Annotated in this window: 14 protein-coding genes; 7 read left to right on the top strand and 7 right to left on the bottom strand. The window is 44.4% G+C overall.

Annotated features, from left to right (window positions below; all coding sequences use genetic code 11):
• Positions 1-41 precede the first annotated feature (41 nt).
• Entirely contained in the window at positions 42-2,198 is a 2,157-nt protein-coding gene (locus tag DKT75_RS14560; protein ID WP_109824166.1) for a RelA/SpoT family protein, read from the top strand.
• A gap of 110 nt (positions 2,199-2,308) precedes the next feature.
• On the opposite strand, the gene typA is transcribed toward DKT75_RS14560, so the two are convergent.
• Both typA and DKT75_RS14550 read right to left on the bottom strand, forming a co-directional pair.
• Positions 2,309-4,126, bottom strand: a complete 1,818-nt coding sequence (gene typA, locus DKT75_RS14555) for a translational GTPase TypA (protein ID WP_109824165.1) — start codon at positions 4,124-4,126, stop codon at positions 2,309-2,311.
• 100 nt (positions 4,127-4,226) lie between these two features.
• Positions 4,227-4,526 (bottom strand): hypothetical protein, encoded by a 300-nt coding sequence (locus DKT75_RS14550; RefSeq protein WP_109824164.1) that lies wholly within the window; start codon positions 4,524-4,526, stop codon positions 4,227-4,229.
• Between the two features lie 247 nt (positions 4,527-4,773).
• On the opposite strand from DKT75_RS14550, the gene DKT75_RS14545 reads away from it, so the two are divergent.
• Both DKT75_RS14545 and DKT75_RS14540 read left to right on the top strand, forming a co-directional pair.
• On the top strand, positions 4,774-6,060 hold the full coding sequence (locus DKT75_RS14545; RefSeq protein WP_109824163.1) for a DUF1800 domain-containing protein: 1,287 nt from the start codon (positions 4,774-4,776) through the stop codon (positions 6,058-6,060).
• A gap of 30 nt (positions 6,061-6,090) precedes the next feature.
• Positions 6,091-7,263 (top strand): DUF1501 domain-containing protein, encoded by a 1,173-nt coding sequence (locus DKT75_RS14540; RefSeq protein WP_109824162.1) that lies wholly within the window; start codon positions 6,091-6,093, stop codon positions 7,261-7,263.
• Positions 7,264-7,301: 38 nt separating this feature from the next.
• On the opposite strand, the gene DKT75_RS14535 is transcribed toward DKT75_RS14540, so the two are convergent.
• Together DKT75_RS14535 and znuC are read right to left on the bottom strand one after the other, a co-directional pair.
• Positions 7,302-8,093 (bottom strand): iron chelate uptake ABC transporter family permease subunit, encoded by a 792-nt coding sequence (locus DKT75_RS14535; protein WP_109824161.1) that lies wholly within the window; start codon positions 8,091-8,093, stop codon positions 7,302-7,304.
• A complete protein-coding gene (gene znuC, locus DKT75_RS14530) occupies positions 8,086-8,844 on the bottom strand; it encodes a zinc ABC transporter ATP-binding protein ZnuC (protein WP_109824544.1) in 759 nt (252 codons plus the stop codon). Before znuC ends, DKT75_RS14535 begins: the two co-directional genes overlap by 8 nt.
• Before the next feature lies 1 nt (position 8,845).
• On the opposite strand from znuC, the gene DKT75_RS14525 reads away from it, so the two are divergent.
• Both DKT75_RS14525 and DKT75_RS14520 read left to right on the top strand, forming a co-directional pair.
• Positions 8,846-9,835, top strand: coding sequence for a zinc ABC transporter substrate-binding protein (locus DKT75_RS14525; protein ID WP_109824160.1), 990 nt, complete (start codon positions 8,846-8,848; stop codon positions 9,833-9,835).
• 66 nt (positions 9,836-9,901) lie between these two features.
• The gene (locus tag DKT75_RS14520; RefSeq protein WP_109824159.1) at positions 9,902-10,687 is read left to right on the top strand and encodes an enhanced serine sensitivity protein SseB C-terminal domain-containing protein; all 786 of its coding nucleotides are present in this window, start codon (positions 9,902-9,904) and stop codon (positions 10,685-10,687) included.
• 81 nt (positions 10,688-10,768) lie between these two features.
• Here DKT75_RS14520 and DKT75_RS14515 read toward each other — a convergent pair whose 3' ends face one another.
• Positions 10,769-12,988, bottom strand: a complete 2,220-nt coding sequence (locus DKT75_RS14515) for a hypothetical protein (protein WP_109824158.1) — start codon at positions 12,986-12,988, stop codon at positions 10,769-10,771.
• Between the two features lie 186 nt (positions 12,989-13,174).
• Here DKT75_RS14515 and DKT75_RS14510 point away from each other — a divergent pair, with 186 nt between their 5' ends.
• Both DKT75_RS14510 and soxB read left to right on the top strand, forming a co-directional pair.
• Positions 13,175-13,564, top strand: coding sequence for a DUF3461 family protein (locus tag DKT75_RS14510; protein WP_109824157.1), 390 nt, complete (start codon positions 13,175-13,177; stop codon positions 13,562-13,564).
• Positions 13,565-13,718: 154 nt separating this feature from the next.
• Positions 13,719-15,446 carry a thiosulfohydrolase SoxB gene (gene soxB / locus DKT75_RS14505; RefSeq protein ID WP_109824156.1) on the top strand — a complete coding sequence of 576 codons (1,728 nt, stop codon included), beginning with the start codon at positions 13,719-13,721 and terminating at the stop codon, positions 15,444-15,446.
• Here the strand turns inward: soxB and DKT75_RS14500 are convergent.
• Positions 15,439-17,523 (bottom strand): reprolysin-like metallopeptidase, encoded by a 2,085-nt coding sequence (locus DKT75_RS14500; RefSeq protein ID WP_109824155.1) that lies wholly within the window; start codon positions 17,521-17,523, stop codon positions 15,439-15,441. The genes soxB and DKT75_RS14500 overlap by 8 nt on opposite strands.
• Before the next feature lie 91 nt (positions 17,524-17,614).
• Positions 17,615-18,181, bottom strand: a complete 567-nt coding sequence (locus DKT75_RS14495; protein ID WP_109824154.1) for a DUF2889 domain-containing protein — start codon at positions 18,179-18,181, stop codon at positions 17,615-17,617.
• Positions 18,182-18,240 lie beyond the last annotated feature (59 nt).

Raw genomic sequence — 18,240 nt, 5'->3', positions numbered from 1 at the left:
CCTGCGTTAAACTAACAACCAACATTAGAAAACTCTGACTCATGCAACATAGCCTACAGAGCGACACTAGCCAGCGCGACTCAGCACAATGGGTTAACCATTTGTGCATATCTGACAACACAGACGATAGAGAGAAACTAGCAACGATCATCAATGCTATTAACGCTGTGGGTGAAAAAGATGAGTCACAACCTTGCGCATTGGAAGTTGCAGACACACTAAGATCACTTCAAGTTGACCAACCTACCATTATCGCAACATTACTTTGCGACTGTAGACTTAAAGACAACTACACCCTCGAATCAATCGAAAAGCAATTCTCAGCTAAAATCGCCAATCTAGTTAAGAATGTTCAATGGCTACAGAATTTCAAACCGCCAAGCCCTGGCGAGGCAATGACCCAACCAGAGCAAGCTGAAAGACTTCGTAGAATGCTGCTAGCAATGGTTGACGATGTCCGCGCCGTACTAGTTATGCTAGCTTGGCGACTAAACCACCTGAGAATACTTAGCAATGCCGACCCACTGGAACGCACAGCTATCGCTCAGGAGACAATGGATATATTTGCTCCTCTTGCAAACCGATTGGGTATCAGTCAGCTAAAATGGGAATTGGAAGATCGCTCATTTCATTACCTAGAACCTAGCACCTATAAAAAAATTGCCAAATCACTAGATGATAGGCGCATTGAACGAGAAGCTTACCTAGAACGCTTTACTAACGACTTTCAATCCGTTCTTCGCGATGAGAGCATTGAAGCGGAAGTCTACGGACGACCAAAGCACATCTATAGCATCTGGAAAAAGATGCAGCAAAAAAACCTAACAATCGACCAATTATATGATTTACGCGCAGTACGTGTTGTTGTTGAGAATGTTCGCCAATGCTATGAAATTCTCGGATTAGTTCACATGCACTGGAAACATGTTCCAGAAGAGCTAGATGACTACATCAACAACCGAAAACCTAACGGCTATCAGTCTTTACACACCGTCATTATTGGCCCTGATGGTAAGTACGTTGAAATACAAATACGTACACGCAAAATGCACACTTATGCTGAGCTTGGCGTAGCCGCTCATTGGCGCTACAAAGAAGGTGGAAGCAATGATACTGCGATGGAGAAGGCAGTTTCATCGCTTAGAAAACTTCTGGATAACGAAGACAAAGACGATGAGTTACTAGAGGATTTCAGGTCTGAAATCTTCCACGATCGCGTCTTTGTACTGACGCCAAAGGGCACAATACTAGACTTATCCAAAAGCTCTACACCGGTTGATTTCGCCTACGCAATCCACACCAAAGTTGGCCACCGCTGCCAAGGCGCTAAAGTTAACGGAAAAATAGTGCCATTAAATTACCAGCTACGTAATGGCGAACAAGTTGAAATCCTGACAGGTAAGAACGAGCGTCCTAGCCGAAAATGGCTAAAGACATCACTTGGCTATACTGGCTCTTCACGCACTAGAGGCAAGATCAAACACTGGTTTCGCCAGCAAGATCATGATAAGAACCGTGATGACGGCCTTGCAGTTCTCGAACAAGAGCAGCAGCGCCTAGGAATCAAACGCATTGAACTCTCTGTACTTTGCAAACGCTTCAGACAGCAAACTGAAAACGAATTACTCATTGCTCTTGGCCGCGGAGATATTAGCGCCACACAACTAACCGACGCACTAGATGACTCACACGTAGAGGAAGAAGTTCGCTTCCGCCACATAAAACTCAAAGACCAAGGCAAAGGCCAAGGCATACAAATTCGTGGCGTTAATAACCTCTTAGTTGACACTGCTAACTGCTGCAAACCAGTCCCGGGTGATGAAATCATTGGCTACATAACGATGGGGCGCGGCATTGCAATACACCGTACTGACTGCCCCAATATCAATGAGGGCAATCTAACGCCCGATCAAGTAGTACGACTAGTTGAAGCAGACTGGGGCGAAGAGGATACAAGCTATAAAGTTGACATCCAGATTCACGGACTAAACCAACCTGGGCTACTCAGCGATGTCGCAGCGATCCTAGCTAAAGAGCAGGTCAATGTAACGAACATATCGACTCGTCGCGGATCAACTGAACTGACCTCGTTCTTGATGTTTAGCATTCAAATCAGAAATGTTACTCAACTATCAGAGCTTTTAGACAAAATCTCACAGATGCATAATGTCTTCGACGCTCGACGCTACAGTCAGTAAAACACCTGAAACCATCTAGCTAGCACATAACGCTCAGCACACTTCACCAAATAACAGACACAAAAAAGGGAAGCCGAAGCTTCCCTTTTTTACATCATGTAACTGGGCAATTAAGCACCTGCGCGTGTCATACGCTTACGCTCGTTCTCATTCAAGAAACGCTTACGAATACGAATACTCAAAGGCGTTACTTCAACTAACTCATCATCATCAATAAACTCAAGCGCCTGCTCAAGTGTCATGCGAATCGGGCGAACAAGAATCAAGTTTTCATCAGTACCAGCAGCACGAATGTTATTCAACTGCTTAGCTTTAGTTGGGTTAACAACTAAGTCACTGTTACGACTATGAATACCTAGAACCTGACCTTCATAAACTTCTTCAGCATGACCTAAGAACAACTTACCACGTTCTTGGATGTTGAACAGTGCGTATGCAAGTGCCTTACCAGAAGTACTTGAAACCAATACACCGTTACTACGCTGACCAATCTTTTCATTACGGTAAGGACCGTAGTGATCAAATGTATGGTAAAGCAAACCAGTACCAGAAGTCAGTGTCATAAATTCAGTTTGGAAACCGATCAAACCACGTGAAGGAATAACATATTCCAAACGTACACGACCTTTACCATCTGGCACCATGTTAGTTAGATCACCTCGGCGTTCGCCAAGCTTCTCCATAACAGAACCCTGATGAGTCTCTTCAACGTCAACAGTCAATGCTTCGTAAGGCTCTTCACGATCTGAACCTTCACCACGTACAACTACTTGAGGACGAGAAACTGATAACTCAAAACCTTCACGACGCATCGTTTCGATCAAGATACCAAGGTGTAATTCACCACGACCAGAAACCTGGAACTTCTCAGGATCTTCAGTTGGCTCTACGCGCAACGCAACGTTATGCAACAACTCTTCATGAAGACGATCATTGATGTTACGAGAAGTAACATACTTACCTTCTTTACCTGCGAAAGGTGAGTTATTTACACTGAACGTCATGCTTACTGTTGGCTCATCAACAGATAAAGGCGGTAGCGCTACAACATTCTCAGGATCACACAAAGTGTCTGAGATGTTCAGCTTATCCATTCCTGTGAAAGCAATGATATCACCGGCTTGAGCCTGGTCTACTTCTACACGATCAAGACCGTTAAAGCCTAGCGGCTGAAGAATACGTCCGTTACGGATCTTACCTTCAGTATCGATAACTTTAACATTAGTGTTCTTAGTAACCTTACCCTGCTTGATACGACCGATACCGATCAAACCTACGTAAGCGTTATAATCAAGTGAGCTCACCTGTAACTGGAAAGGAGCATCAGGATCAACATCTGGGTGAGATACGTTATCAACAACTGCCTGCAGCAGTGGAGTCATATCGCCTTCACGAATATCAGCATCAAGACCTGCGTAGCCGTTTAGCGCTGAAGCGTAAACAACTGGGAAGTCTAACTGCTCATCTGTTGCGCCTAGGTTGTCAAACAATTCAAACGTTTGATCTAGAACCCAATCAGGACGCGCGCCTGGACGGTCAATTTTATTGATTACAACGATTGGCTTGAAGCCCATCGCGAATGCTTTTGACGTTACGAAACGAGTCTGAGGCATCGGACCATCAACAGCGTCAACCAGTAGCAATACTGAATCAACCATCGACAATACACGCTCAACCTCACCACCGAAATCGGCGTGACCAGGTGTATCAACGATATTGATACGGTAGTCATTCCAACGCAAAGCAGTGTTCTTCGAGAGAATCGTGATACCACGCTCTTTCTCTAGGTCATTGGAGTCCATCATGCGCTCAACAACTTCCGCACGATCGCCCAGAGTACCAGACTGCTGTAACAGCTTATCAACAAGCGTAGTTTTACCATGATCAACGTGAGCGATGATGGCAATATTTCTTAAATTCTCAATCACGACTTTTACTCAAAACAAGATTAATTGGCGCGGATTATACCCATACTTAAGGTCTGACTACACTATTAATCTTTAAAGAGTCGCTATTATCTGAAAAGACTTAAGAAGTAAAGTCTTCTCGAATACGCGCATTTCGAATGTGTTCACGGCAAGAGTTCATATGTTTTCGCATCTTTGCATTACTTTTTAGTAATGAAAACAAGGACCCTGCTGACATACCCAATACAATTAACCACACCCAAAAAAGACTAGGAAACAACCAAGGTACAATTAGTGACAATACAACACCGATCAATAATCGCACACGCCAAGCAATGACGCGCTTCCTTAGTGCCTCTTCCCAATCAGCTGAAAAGTCTGATAACTGCCTTTCTAGTTCATCTACGTAACTTGAATTCATAATTAATTTGTGATTATATTCTTGTGCGAATGGGGGGTTAAGATTACTAATTAACCAGATTTTTTAAGCACATAACATTCATCAATAGTTGATGAGGGGTAATGTTTGTATTTAATGTCTTTACCTTCTCAATTCACTAACGCATTACCGAAGTTAAGGGCATTCTTTTCTATTGAAAAGAGCAAAGATAATTACAATAACAAGTCTCTTATACGTTATTTAAACGCTGGACTTAGTAAGGAAGCTAATGCAAAGGCTCAATTTTTCTGACGCACGGCATTTAGTCGCACGGTCTGCTCTTGGTCAAGAGTGGCACCTCGTAGATGAAGTTAATGGACGCTCTCGGGCTGACGCTATCAACGTCCTGCTAAAGCAGATAGATAACACACCTCCCCCTTTACCTGCTATGACGCCATGGTCAAATATCATGCGCATGTCTAACCACAGCAATAAGGGTAAACGTGATGCGCGACTACAGATGGGGTCTGAGTCAGGCTTGTTAAAAAAGTGGTGGATTAATCACCTACTGACGACAAAAGCCCCCGTCCAAGAACGCATGACCCTCTTCTGGCACAATCACTTCACCTCATCATTTAGTAAAGTCCAACAACCTCAAATAATGCACCTGCAAAACCAACTATTGCGCGATAATGCAATGGGCAACTTTGCTGTGATGCTACGCAAAATCTCTCGTGATCCTGCCATGCTCGTTTATCTAGATGGCTCGCTAAACAAGAAAGGCAAACCAAACGAAAACTTTGCCCGCGAATTGCTAGAGTTATTTACACTGGGTCGCGGACACTACACAGAAAAAGACATCAAAGCAGCCGCTATTGCCTTCACAGGCTGGGGCGCAGATAGAGACAAAGGTGTTTTCGTTTATGATGCAAAGGAGAATGCCGGTAAACGCGTTCGCTTTCTTAACAAGTGGGTCAAAAGTGGCGACGACGTTATAGATGTACTTCTAAAAGAACACAGAACAGCAGAACATATTGCAGAGAAATTTTGGCACGAATACGTCAGTCATAACAAAGCACCAGCAGCAACAATTCGAAAATGGGGCAACGTATTTAGAGCATCGAACTATCATATTACAACGCTACTTAAAGAAGTTTTAAATAGTAATGAGTTTTGGGATGCCAAGTATCGTGGCGGATTAATTAAATCACCTGTTGATTTGGTTATCGGCACACTGAGGTCGCTTCCTTACGCTCACCCTAAAGCTGATGAGCTAGTGCGTGTGACTCAGCTGTTAGGCCAAGACTTGCTAGACCCTCCAAATGTAAAAGGCTGGCCGGGTGGTAAGCAATGGATCGACACACAGACTTTACTGGTTAGAACGTCGCTATTAACGAAGCTAACACGTCACACTCCAACATCTGCTCAAGTAGCACAGAAACTTCCTGACACTGAAGGAAGTAAAGTCGTTGAATGGCTACTCGCCCGTAAACCGGCACTAGCGCTACCAACCACACCAGGAAAACTACGCTTAGTTAAAGCGCTAGTGACTGACCCTGCTTATCAACTTAAGTAACTTACTTCTCGCCCAGGAATCAAAACTATTATGAATCGTCGAGAGTTTACTCAGTACGCTAGCCTTACATCACTTGCTAGTCTAGCGCCTAGCGTATATGCCAACGCAGCATCGTCTGACATTGAGAAATTAAATAAATCATTGCAGCGCCCTGACCGCATTGTTTTGATGGTCGAATTAAAAGGCGGTAATGATGGACTCAACACGCTAGTCCCTTTTGAGGACGAGCTGTATTACAAACTACGTCCTAATATTGCCATCAAAAACTCTCTCCATTTAGAGGGAGATATGGGTATCAACCCATACCTGAAGCCACTGATGAACTTGTGGAAAGAAGGGGATATGGCTTGGGTACAAGGTGTTGGTTACAAAGATGCTAGCCGCTCACACTTTCACTCTGCTGATGTGTGGGAAACGGGTAATACCTCAGGAAAAGGCAGCGAAGGTTGGATATCGCAGGCACTAAAAAACCACAAGTATGAGCTCAATGGCATCGTACTTGGAGATAATAACCTAGGCCCTATGGCAGGAGAGCAAGGTCGCTCTGTTGCAATGATGAACAGTGAAGAGTTTCTTACTCAAACCAAATATCTAAATAAAGAAATCTATCATGCAGATAATGATGCCCTGAGTCATATGCTAGGTGTTCAAAATCAAATCAACCTTGCCGCTAAAATGTTAGAAGAAAAGCTTAAGAACGCTAGACCCTCTAGCATCAACTTCCCAAACAGCTCATTTGGCCGCAACCTTGAACAAGTTGATCGCATGATCACCAATGGTGTTCACTTGCCCGTATACAAAGTAACGCTAGATGGCTTTGATACGCACGCAAATCAACGCAATACGCACAACAACCGTATGCACCACCTCAGCCAAGGCTTAGATGCTTTCGTTCGTTCAATGAAGCACCACAAGCTTTGGAACAACGTTATGGTCGTAACTTATTCTGAGTTTGGACGACGTGTTCAAGAAAACAATAGCGGTGGAACTGACCACGGCTCCGGCTCAGTGAATTTAGTTCTGGGTGGTTCAATTAACGGCGGCTTGTATGGTAAGACCCCTAGCCTGAAAGCTGAAGACTTAGTGAAGGGTGATTTATCTCACGAAATAGACTTCCGCCAGGTTTACGCAACAGTCGCTCAACGTTGGTGGAAGCGCCCTAGCCCATGGGGAACGCAACACAGACCGATACAGTTCGTATAAAATCTTAAAAAAGGCACCCACATCCGGTGCCTTTTTTATTATGCTGCTTTTAGCACTCTCGTTATTTGACTCATAAAGAACAACATTGCAGATGAGAATACAATCGATGGGCCAGCGGGCGTATCTAAAAGAAGCGATGCAGTAATACCGATAAACACTGAGACAACACCAATCACCGCAGCAAACAAAGCCATTTGCTCTGGCGTCTTAGCAAAGCTTCGAGCGGCCGATGCTGGAATGATCAACAAAGCGGTAATTAATAGCGCTCCAACCACCTGCATTGCCGTGGCAACCAATAGCGCGACTAGACCGACAAAGACCAAATTAACGAGCCCGGCATTAACACCTTCTACTCTAGCTAACTCTTCGTCGACGGTTAATGTCAACAGTGGGCGCCAAAGCCAAGCCATCACTCCAACGACCAATACTAAGGTCAAGGCAATCCAAGTCACATCATCCCAAGTGACTGACAGTACGTCACCAAACAACCACTCTTCTACATTCACGTTTTGTGTTTGTACAAAGCTCAACGCAATCAAACCTAGTGAGAGTCCGCTGTGTGCGAGAATCCCCAATAAAGCATCGTTACTGACACGCTGTTGGCGTTGAAAAAGAAATAGAATGATACCGACTAACAACGTCGAAGCAACGACACCCACCATAAACCCGATATTCAATAACATGCCTATTGCAACACCGAGCAATGCGGAGTGCGACAAGGTATCACCGAAGAAAGCCATTCTGCGCCAAACAACAAACACACCCAGCAATCCTGCTACTGCTGCGACGAGTGAACCGGCGATCATCGCACGAATAATGAACTCATCCATGATCACAATCCTTACTGTGAACCACGTTACCTTGTAAGTCGTGAGCATGGTCGTGATTATGGGTGTACACCGCTAGACCACTATCTGGCATATCGCCAAACAGTCTTTTGTATTCTGGGTGACGACTCACATCATCTGGTACACCATGACAGCAAATATGTTGATTCAAACAAATTACCTGATCGGTCTTTTCCATCACGAGATGTAAGTCATGCGACACCATGATGACACCAAAACCATAACGCTGACGCAATGTAGAGATACGATCATATAGCTCACCCTGCCCCATAACATCGACACCTTGAGCAGGTTCGTCTAGCACTAATAAGTCTGGTTTACGCATAATCGCACGCGCCAACAGTACTCGCTGAAACTCACCGCCTGAGATTGACTGAATAGCTGATTTTGCCAAATGCGCAATTCGCAACTCAGCTAAAACCTCTTTGACATTACCCTTTCCGCCAAGCGCCACAAAACGCGCCACGGTTAATGGCAAGGTACTTTCGATGCTTATGGACTGTGGCACATAACCAATACGTAATCCCGGTTTGCGTGTCACCTCTCCCGCATCGGGCTTTTGTAGCCCCAATAAAATACGTAATAGTGTCGATTTACCCGCACCATTTGGCCCGATAATGGTCAATACCTTACCAGCCTCAAGCGTGATACTAATATCCTGAAGAATTTGTCTCTTCTCCAGCGCTAGGCTTACATGTTTTAATGTCGCTAATATTTTATCTGAGTCTTTCATAATGAAACGCATTGTACTCTTTTTTGCTGTGATTGCAGCACTGTCTAGCTCGCTAGCTATGGCTGAAGAAAAACCACTTATCGTCTCTACAATTAGGCCGATTCAAGCCATAGTTGTCGCTATTACGGGCGATAATGTTGAAACTAAACAGCTTATTCCTGATTTTGCGTCACCGCACCAATACAGCTTGAAGCCATCGGAAATTCGTCTTTTAAACAAAGCCGACCTAGTGATCCGCATTGATGACCACTTGGAAACATTTCTCGAAAAGAGCATGCGAAGTCTCGATTTAGAGAAACTAGTCACACTTTCTACCGTCAAAGGATTAACACTACTCAGTGCTAACCATGATCATAATGATCATGAAGAAGCTGAGCATGACGAAGATGCTCACGAGAAAGAGTCCTCTCATGAAGACGAACACCATCATGATGAAGATCATGAACAGCTTAAAGCCGAAGATACTGACTACCACCTATGGCTTAGCCCAAGCAATGCTGTCTTAATTGCGGCCAACATTCGCGATAGAATTATTGCTATCGACCCTAGCAACAAAGAAAGCTATGAGTCTAATACTCAACAGTTAATTGACTCGATCTCGGAAACTGACAAAGCGATTATTGAAACGCTTGCACCGATTAAAGAGATGCCTTTTTTGGTGATGCATGATGCATGGCAGTATTTTACGAATCATTATGGGCTAAACCAGCTCGACAGTATTACGTTACAAGAACGTTTAAAGCCAAGCGCTAAAGCATTATCGAAGGCTCGACAGACGATTACGGATAGCAATGTTCGTTGCATCGTCACCGAGTTGGGCTTTAAATTAAAGACCTTACGTGTGTTAACAGAAGATATTGACGTTAACACCACCGAAATAGACCCTATGGGCAGACAAATCAAGCTATCTAAGCAAGCTTATCCTGCCTTACTAGACTACACCGCGAAACAGTTAGTAGAATGCCTAACTCATACGACAACAAAAAAATAATGTCGGCACTGATGATCAATAATCACTGCCCCCATAAATACACAAAGAAATATCAGGATACCTACCATGTTGCTACCTGCTAATGCATTAGAGCAAGCCTTACACCAAGCGGCCATTGATGAAGAGAAAGTCGAAAGCTTTTATAAGCTAATGATGGAGTCTCGTGTTTTCATTTTAGGCACACCAGCAGGTGACATTACAGACCCTGAGTTTGTACTGACCGAAGATGACGAGTTAATGATTAATCACTGGGAAAGTGATGAAGATAAAAGCCCAGTGATTCCATTCTTCACCTCACTTCAAACACTACAGAAAGTCATCCCAGAAGATGAGCCTTATTTGGAAGTACCTACGGAAGCGCTATTTCGTATGACGCTAGGCATTCCAATGGTGTTAAACCCAAATACAGATTTCGGCATGGAGTTCTCTCCTGAAGATGTCGTTTCTCTACTTGGAAGCGACACAGTTAATAACGCTGACGAGTTACTAGACGCAGATGAAATTGACGATAACGGCATCTACCTAGACTCATTGGCTAAACAGCCTGAAGGGCTAGTGAAGACCCTCACAGAGATACTGAAAGACTATACGGAAGTTGAGATGGCTTACCTTGCCGTCATTCATGAGCCATCTGAAGACCCAGAGCCGCATTTATTAGTGGGCATACTGGGTACGGGCGACTTGGACGAGACAATTGCATCCATTGCTGAAAGAATCCCTGAGTCAGAAAACGACAGCCCATTCGAGATGTTTGACTTTTTCACTATCAATGATGAAGACCCAGACATTAGTAACTTCTTGACTGAACAGGTAGAACCGTTCTATCGCTCAGAAGCATCGAAGTTGCACTAAATGCATAACGAATAGTTAGAATACACAGACACAAAAAAGCCGACATATCAGTCGGCTTTTTTGTGTCTGTCAAACTAGATCTTAGAAGCTTACGTCTTCAATCACAGCTTGTACGCCAGGGCTTACTTCAATTTGTAAACGTATTGGCGGCCCCACATAACGACTAATATCTTCAACATAAATCTGCGCCATGTTACCTACTTCACGCATATCTTGAGTCGTTTGCTTCATTAGCAATTTACGACCACCACGATTATCAATCGCGAAGATATGGAAGAAATCACGACCTGTCAGACGCTGGGTCGCGAAGCTCCACAAGATAGATAACTCGTTCTTCCTACCTTGATGCAGCTTGATTGCAGGAGAGATAGCACTTGTTGAAGTGATAGCCCAGCCTCGTAGACCTTGACCACTCAACGGTACACCTGCGGGTGCACGAGCCACTGGCGCTCGCTTCTGTTGAACTGGCGCTCTAGCAACAGGTTGTTGCTGCACCGGTGCTCTATACACAGGAGCAGCTGGTGCAGCGGCTCTAGCGACTGGAGCACGAGTAACAACTGGCGCTACAGCTGCGCGACGAACTGGCGGCTTATAAGTAGAAGGCGTACCAAGGTAATCCATCAACGCTTGATACTTAGGCGTACTAGCCTGACGAGAATGATCTAGCATCGAAAAGAAGTTCTTCGGTGTTGGTTTACCAATACCGTAGTAATGCACCATCAAGCCACCCTTTGTTTCTTGATTCCATGCTTGTAGGTAACGGTTATAAGCATCACGCATACGTGGGTGCTTTTGCGCACTCATAAACAAGTTCAATACTGCGGGGTCTTTAACCGTGTGTGGCGGATCAAAACGAATCAAATGCTGACCAGCTTCATAAGCCATCAGGGGCAAACCATACTTTTCAGCGAGCTTCACATTTTGCTTAACATAAGAATTCATCGTCAGCGCAATCGAACCACCGTCAGTTTTCTTATCAACCTGACCACCGCTTTCAATCTCAGTGAACAAGCGATTCATACCACCATCAGGATCACGCAACCAGCTCTTTACTGTCTCACGGTGCTCCTTACGGGCAATGTAGTCACCGAAGTATGGACCAATCGCATAAGCATCAACGTGACGACCACAACCACCCGCCTCTTTCCATAACGGACAATCTAGTGTTTCTTTACCAGCCCAAGGCGCAGAAGACTGAGACGCTAGGATACAAACAATACGACCGCTTTGATTACCAAATTCTTTCTTCCAAATCTGACACATCTCAACCGTACGTTTTGCGTACCAGTTAGCAGCCATTGATACACGACGCTGATAAGCATTCTTTTCTTTGTACGGAAACTTCCAAAGTACGTCAGCTTTACGTGCTGCATAAGTCGTACCGGGAAATATTACATTCCACATTTCATTTGAGTACTCAAGGTACACTTTTTGATTTGGGCGTAGACGATTCTTAACCATACGTGCGTATTGAAGCATGTAGTCGTCAGACGCTTTGTAGGGAACACTAATCCATGGTGCAACATCCGTCGCATTTGCTAGATCAACCATACGCTCCGCAGGGACACCTTTAGGGCCGGTGAAGTGTGACGTATCAATAGGTGCACGATCTTGCCACTCAACAACATCATTACCACGTGGGTTAGACCACGGCATAAAACGTATTACATGAAGTGGGCGCATTCTTGCAACATAGTCTTTACTAAAGATCTGTCTACGATGATTAGCTTCATTCTGAATGGGAACGATTTTTAAATTACGTAAATGATTTGCAGGGTTAATTTTTGAAATATTTAACCGCAAATTACGCTTTGCTGATAACAAATCAAATGCCATGCGGCCTTGATGATCCCCGACAACTTTCAAATCACCCGTTAACTTGATGGTACCTTGTCCTTCATAAAGCACAACGTAACGACCTAGTGGAAATGATTCGGGTAATGACCAACTAGCAGTTACACTAGTAAATATTGGCGCTTGCTCTGGCGTGGGTAGCGAACGAACCCAACCATTAGCATCTAAGTCTAGTAAGTCTTTTTCTCGCGTATGAAACGCATTTTTCTGAGTACAGTCAGGGTCTATCCCCTGCTTAGTGCGCCAATCAAACTCGCAAGATGTGTACCAACCCGTCGAACTTTTAAATATATCGGTGAATGCCACTGACGCGGTCAGCTTGTCTGCACTACCAACATTTGACCCTAGCCTTGGGTTTGGTGTGTATTGTGCCGCAGCCTGCGAAACGACCCCTAATAACAGGGCTGCCGTTAGTAAGGGCATCAATAACATCTTGTTTATTTGCATGAATCTCTCCGAGCCTTTATAGCATTCTTTTTTTAAATTAATCTGATAAACGGATATTGCCATGAAATGCATCTATAGCCAAATTTAAGGCGTGATTCTTTTGTTAAAGAAAAACCTCACTGACAGAAGCTAATTAATTGCTTACAATAGGTAAAAACTTCTAATAACAACACCTGAGAGGAAAACATGAGTCAAGATCAGTACCCATCACTCACGGAAATGGATGTAACACGTCCAGAGCAAATCAAGCACTACACACTACACATTGAAGGCAACATTGATGTCTTAAAGATTTTCTATGAGCGTAAGAAAGGTTCATTCCTGCCTGAGCGTAAAACTTTCCGCTTTGGCCGTTCGGCGAAAATGATAGCTACAGGCGATCGTAATAACCCAACAAGTCAGGTTAATGAGATCTCACCATTCTTATTAGCTGCTATTGCCGAGCTGGATAGTATTGTTAGTGCTCACAAATCGGTTGTTGACATGAAAGAGCACGCACTTGAGCGCTTATCACAGCTAGAGCAAGAAATTGCTTCTGCTCACGAAGAAATTCGTACACTGCTAAAGAAGCTTTAATTAGCTCATAGTAGACCACGCCCCCCTCCACTTATTCACTTAAGTTTGAGGGGATGTATAAATATAGACTCCGTTAGGTAAAAGAATAACTTCGCGTATAATCTCCCGCATACTAGACAGGTCTAACTGTCGCGCATTGTGAGGATTAAATACTGTGAGCTTAAATCGTCGAGAGTTTTTACAAATGTTAGCCGTTGCCAGCGCCGCCGGTTTTCAACTCAATACTGCTTCTGCCAGTAATAAAATCACCACCACTTCTCCCAGTGACCCCTACGAATTAGCGCCTTTCGGTAATGTATCTGTGATGCACTACACCGACTGTCACGCACAGCTTAACCCTATTTATTTTCGCGAGCCAAGTATTAACCTTGGTATCGGCGCAATGAAAAACCAACCGCCACACCTTGTGGGTGAACATTACTTAAAGCACTTTGGCATTGATAAAGGATCACTAGATGCTTACGCATTTACCTCTTTAGACTTTATTGAAGCATCGAAGAAGTACGGAAAGGTTGGCGGTTTTGCCCACTTAAAAACACTCGTCGACAAAGTACGCGCTCAGCGTCCGGGGGCTTTGTTACTCGATGGTGGCGATACATGGCAAGGTTCTTGGACTGCACTACAAACTAATGCACAAGACATGGTTGATGCTCAGCTTGAGTTAGGCGTAGATATTATGACATCACATTGGGATATGACTTATGGTGCTGACCGCGCGCTAGAAATCATCGAAAATGACTTCAGTGGCAAGATTGATTTCATCGCACAAAACATCATTACTAATGACTTTGAAGAACCTGTCTTCGAACCTTATGTCATTAAAGAAATGAATGGCGTACCGATTGCTATTATTGGGCAAGCCTTCCCTTACACCCCCATTGCTAACCCCCGCCACTTTGTTCCTGACTGGAGTTTCGGTATTCGTGAAGCACGTATGCAAGAGATGGTTAATGAGGCTCGTGGCAAAGGTGCTCAAGCGGTTATTTTATTATCCCATAACGGTATGGACGTTGATTTAAAACTTGCCTCTCGCGTCACAGGTATCGATGCAATCATGGGTGGCCATACTCATGACGGCATTGCTAAACCAATCATTGTCGAAAACTCTGGCGGTAAGACACTAGTCACAAATGCAGGCTCTAACGGTAAGTTTCTCGGCGTACTAGACCTTGAAGTCAAAGGCGGTAAAGTCACTGACTATCGCTACAAGCTACTGCCTGTTTTCTCAAACTTAATCGAGCCAGATAAAGGCATGACTGCACTGATTGAAAAAGTCCGTGCGCCCTACCAAAAGCAACTCGCTGAAGAGCTTGCTGTCTGCGATGACACTCTCTATCGCCGCGGTAATTTTAACGGGACTTTTGATCAACTGATTTGTAATTCACTGATGGAAGGATTAGATACACCAATCGCCTTCTCCCCTGGCTTCCGCTGGGGTACCAGTGTATTGCCGGGGCAACCGATTACCTTTGAGCATGTTGCCGACCAAACCGCCATTACCTATGGCACGGTGACTCGTAACTTGCTAAGCGGTGAACTTATCAAAGAAATACTGGAAGACGTGGCTGATAACTTATTTAATCCTGACCCTTATTACCAGCAAGGTGGGGATATGGTGCGTGTAGGTGGTTTGCAGTTTACGTTTGACCCTACTGAAAAGATGGGCAAACGAGTATCTGACTTAGCGCTGAATGGAACGTCGCTAGATGCGAAAAAGGAATACCCTGTTGCAGGCTGGGCAAGTGTGCAAGAGAACGTGCCTGACAATAAACCAATTTGGGATGTTGTCGCAGGCTACCTCAAAGATAAGAAAACGATTGGGAGTGTCGAACTAAACACTCCCAAACTTAAAGGCGTTAAAGATAATATGGGCGTTATCTAAAGCGGCTGAGTCGGCGGGTAGCTAGTAATAGTAGCGGGAGTAGCAACCAAGAGAAACTTCCTCCTCCGCTAGACTTTGATTCTGATTCTGCTTCAACTTCTGTAGCAGCCTCTGCATCAAGAGACCCCCTTATCCCAGTCGTTACAACCTGAAAGCCACCATCATTTACCGCGAAAAATATATTACCTAGGCAACTAACCATCACTCGTGCATCACTCATACTTTCGTCCGGTAAGGTATAGCCAAACTCGCCATCATTGGCGGTACTTGCGGTTAGTATATGGTCAAAGCTAATGCCAGCATTATCAGACAACAAAATTTCTACCGAGCCACAGTTAAACGGCTCAACATCCGTCCCCGCCACATCCCACCGGATCAGCAGCTCATCGCCACCCGTAAATTCATCACCAAACAAAGGCGCTGTTACTCTAAAAGGCTCTGCACCATGGCTGACAGTCACAATCGTCTCATCCGTTGAAACGCCACCTTTGCCATCTCTCGCAGTTAAACGGAAAGTCATGTCACGGTTGGTATTTGGGTATGCTTCACCCACTGAGGTATACCCGAAGTCGACCAATACATCCTGCAAACTAGGGAAGTACCTGTCCGCAATATCTTCAGGTTCCCATGAACGAAATAACGGGCGTGTTCCATCATCAATCATTGTTTCTAGGCTATTCGATGCCGCACCGATATCTAACTGCTCCCAGATATAACTCAGCGTATCACCGTCTTCATCACTACCAACTCCCGACAATTTAAAAGGCGTATTGGAAGGAATAACGTAATCGGAACCGGCATCAACTGCTGGCGCTGTATTTTCAAGAGTAGACTCTAGACCACAGCCGGCTTCTGTCGTAAATGCGGTAATTTCTTCAATACTACCAATATGGAAAAAAGCGCTCGCATTAAACTGAACATCTTGGTCACCACAAATTCCAGCATAGCTCATAATACTAGTCCCACTGCCTGGCTCCCATGCTGTTTCAGCATTTCGGTTACCACGACAAAATGTATTAGTTCCGTTAAAGGAATGATTTGCCCCTAACTGATGACCTAACTCGTGAGCGACATAGTCAATATAAAAAGCATCTCCTGTCGGCGTGTCCGTTCCTGTCATTCCTAATGCTTTAAGCCCTGGGTCACAAACACCTAAAGCCGCTAATCCACCGCCTCCGGTATTTAACACATGACCGATATCAAACTGATCGTCACCTATTGCATCAGATAAAACGCGAGCATTGACTTCCACGTCATCATCGTCATTATTAAATGGATCTGTCGTTGCATCGGTAAAAATCACAGCATCATTATCTGCAACTAGCTCAAAAACAATCGCAAGATCACGTTCGAAGACTTCATTTACTCGATTTAGCATCGTCACAATAGCAGCCAACCCATCAGCTTTTGTACCGCCATGAAACGCTACATACTCTGCGGAAGCACTCATCGCTAGACGATAAGTTCGCTTAACATCACCCGCGATTGCTCGAACAGCAGTTTCAGTACGGGCTAACAGTGCTGAGCTTGTGCTCTTAAAAACAGTATCAATACGTCGCGCCGTCAAAGGCACAGCATTATCACCATAGTATGAGATGTACTGATCGTTGCGCGTTCGTAGCTCAGGGTCAATAAACACCCAACGCCCTTCATGTTGAAACATCCCATGAAAGCCTTTAGGTGTTATATCAAAACGACCCGTGTTACTGGAGTTACTAACATCTGTTGCGGTGAATGTTTGGATGGCTGGATATTTTTCAGCAAGTGATGCCGCCATGACAGATGAACGCTCAAAACGATAATTTGCAAATGAGCCATCAGGTAACGGAATTGGAAACGTGAAATCACTGCTTTGCAGCAGCTGAGTAGACAAGCTAACAAGGTCAGCAGTAAGCTGACGACTCGACAGTGCGAGTACATTTTTATTATCAGTACTCTCTAAGTCGACTCTAGCGGATAATGTCGTAGGTATATCCAGCCAAGGATTGGTGATTAGATCCTCTGCCGTTACAGGTATTACCGCAGTCGCACTTAGTGCACAAAAAGCGGCAATACGAGCCCATTTTATTGTTAGCATATTATTTACCCCAGACCCCTGTGAATTGATGGGGTTATAATACGCCTATTAACCAACCCTTAACAAGTAGTTGATTATTAATACTTTGTTGTTAACCTTCTTCGTAGTAATCCGGAAAGTCTCTTTGGATAACAGGACTAGATGTCGCAAAACTATGGCAAGTATTTAGCATTACTGGACGCTCGTAAGATCGTTCTTCAAGGTCAAAACCTTGCTTTGTTCCTTCGCTACGACCACTAAAAACAGTCTGAAAAGCCGTCGTTGCCATCGGCCCGAGCAACTCAGTAAGGTGCGTACAACCTGCTGTCCCACGCATTAACGTTCTAACGGTTTTATTCCAGCCCAAGCCTAGAGAAAGACCAACAAGCTTACTATAGTCAGGTGTTATTTTCGGGCAATGACTATAAGGCGAATAATCAATAACTGCCTCAGCTGCATGTACTTTCATCTGGTCGTCAATCGTCAAGCGCACCCACATACCGTGAAGTGGCTCTTCAGCTTCAATATGCCCGCCGCGATCGATATTCCCAAACCGATAAGGCTTAGTATCGACCATGTTACCTTCGATATCCCAAAGATCATCTTCACGCAAATAACCTTTACACGTGACCACACGCGTGTGCATTTCTTTTCTTTTGACTGCTGTCGACAACGGCATCAGGGGAACCTTTATTGATAAATAATTCGCGCTAATTATAACCTAGCGACAAAGAATCA

The sequence above is a fragment of the Leucothrix arctica genome (assembly GCF_003172895.1).
GTDB classification, from domain to species: Bacteria; Pseudomonadota; Gammaproteobacteria; order Thiotrichales; family Thiotrichaceae; genus Leucothrix; species Leucothrix arctica.
The sequence above is the reverse complement of the archived record's forward strand: the minus strand, read 5'-3'. Positions and strand labels throughout refer to the sequence as shown.

Bases quoted from the DNA above. Each gene is read 5' to 3' on its own strand.
- DKT75_RS14560 (WP_109824166.1), top strand. From the start codon at position 42: ATGCAACATAGCCTACAGAGCGACACTAGCCAGCGCGACTCAGCACAA.
- DKT75_RS14525 (WP_109824160.1), top strand. From the start codon at position 8,846: ATGAAACGCATTGTACTCTTTTTTGCTGTGATTGCAGCACTGTCTAGC.
- DKT75_RS14520 (WP_109824159.1), top strand. From the start codon at position 9,902: ATGTTGCTACCTGCTAATGCATTAGAGCAAGCCTTACACCAAGCGGCC.
- DKT75_RS14550 (WP_109824164.1), bottom strand. From the start codon at position 4,526: ATGAATTCAAGTTACGTAGATGAACTAGAAAGGCAGTTATCAGACTTT.
- DKT75_RS14515 (WP_109824158.1), bottom strand. From the start codon at position 12,988: ATGCAAATAAACAAGATGTTATTGATGCCCTTACTAACGGCAGCCCTG.
- DKT75_RS14535 (WP_109824161.1), bottom strand. From the start codon at position 8,093: ATGGATGAGTTCATTATTCGTGCGATGATCGCCGGTTCACTCGTCGCA.
- znuC (WP_109824544.1), bottom strand. From the start codon at position 8,844: ATGAAAGACTCAGATAAAATATTAGCGACATTAAAACATGTAAGCCTA.
- DKT75_RS14510 (WP_109824157.1), top strand. From the start codon at position 13,175: ATGAGTCAAGATCAGTACCCATCACTCACGGAAATGGATGTAACACGT.
- DKT75_RS14540 (WP_109824162.1), top strand. From the start codon at position 6,091: ATGAATCGTCGAGAGTTTACTCAGTACGCTAGCCTTACATCACTTGCT.
- DKT75_RS14545 (WP_109824163.1), top strand. From the start codon at position 4,774: ATGCAAAGGCTCAATTTTTCTGACGCACGGCATTTAGTCGCACGGTCT.
- DKT75_RS14495 (WP_109824154.1), bottom strand. From the start codon at position 18,181: ATGCCGTTGTCGACAGCAGTCAAAAGAAAAGAAATGCACACGCGTGTG.
- DKT75_RS14500 (WP_109824155.1), bottom strand. From the start codon at position 17,523: ATGCTAACAATAAAATGGGCTCGTATTGCCGCTTTTTGTGCACTAAGT.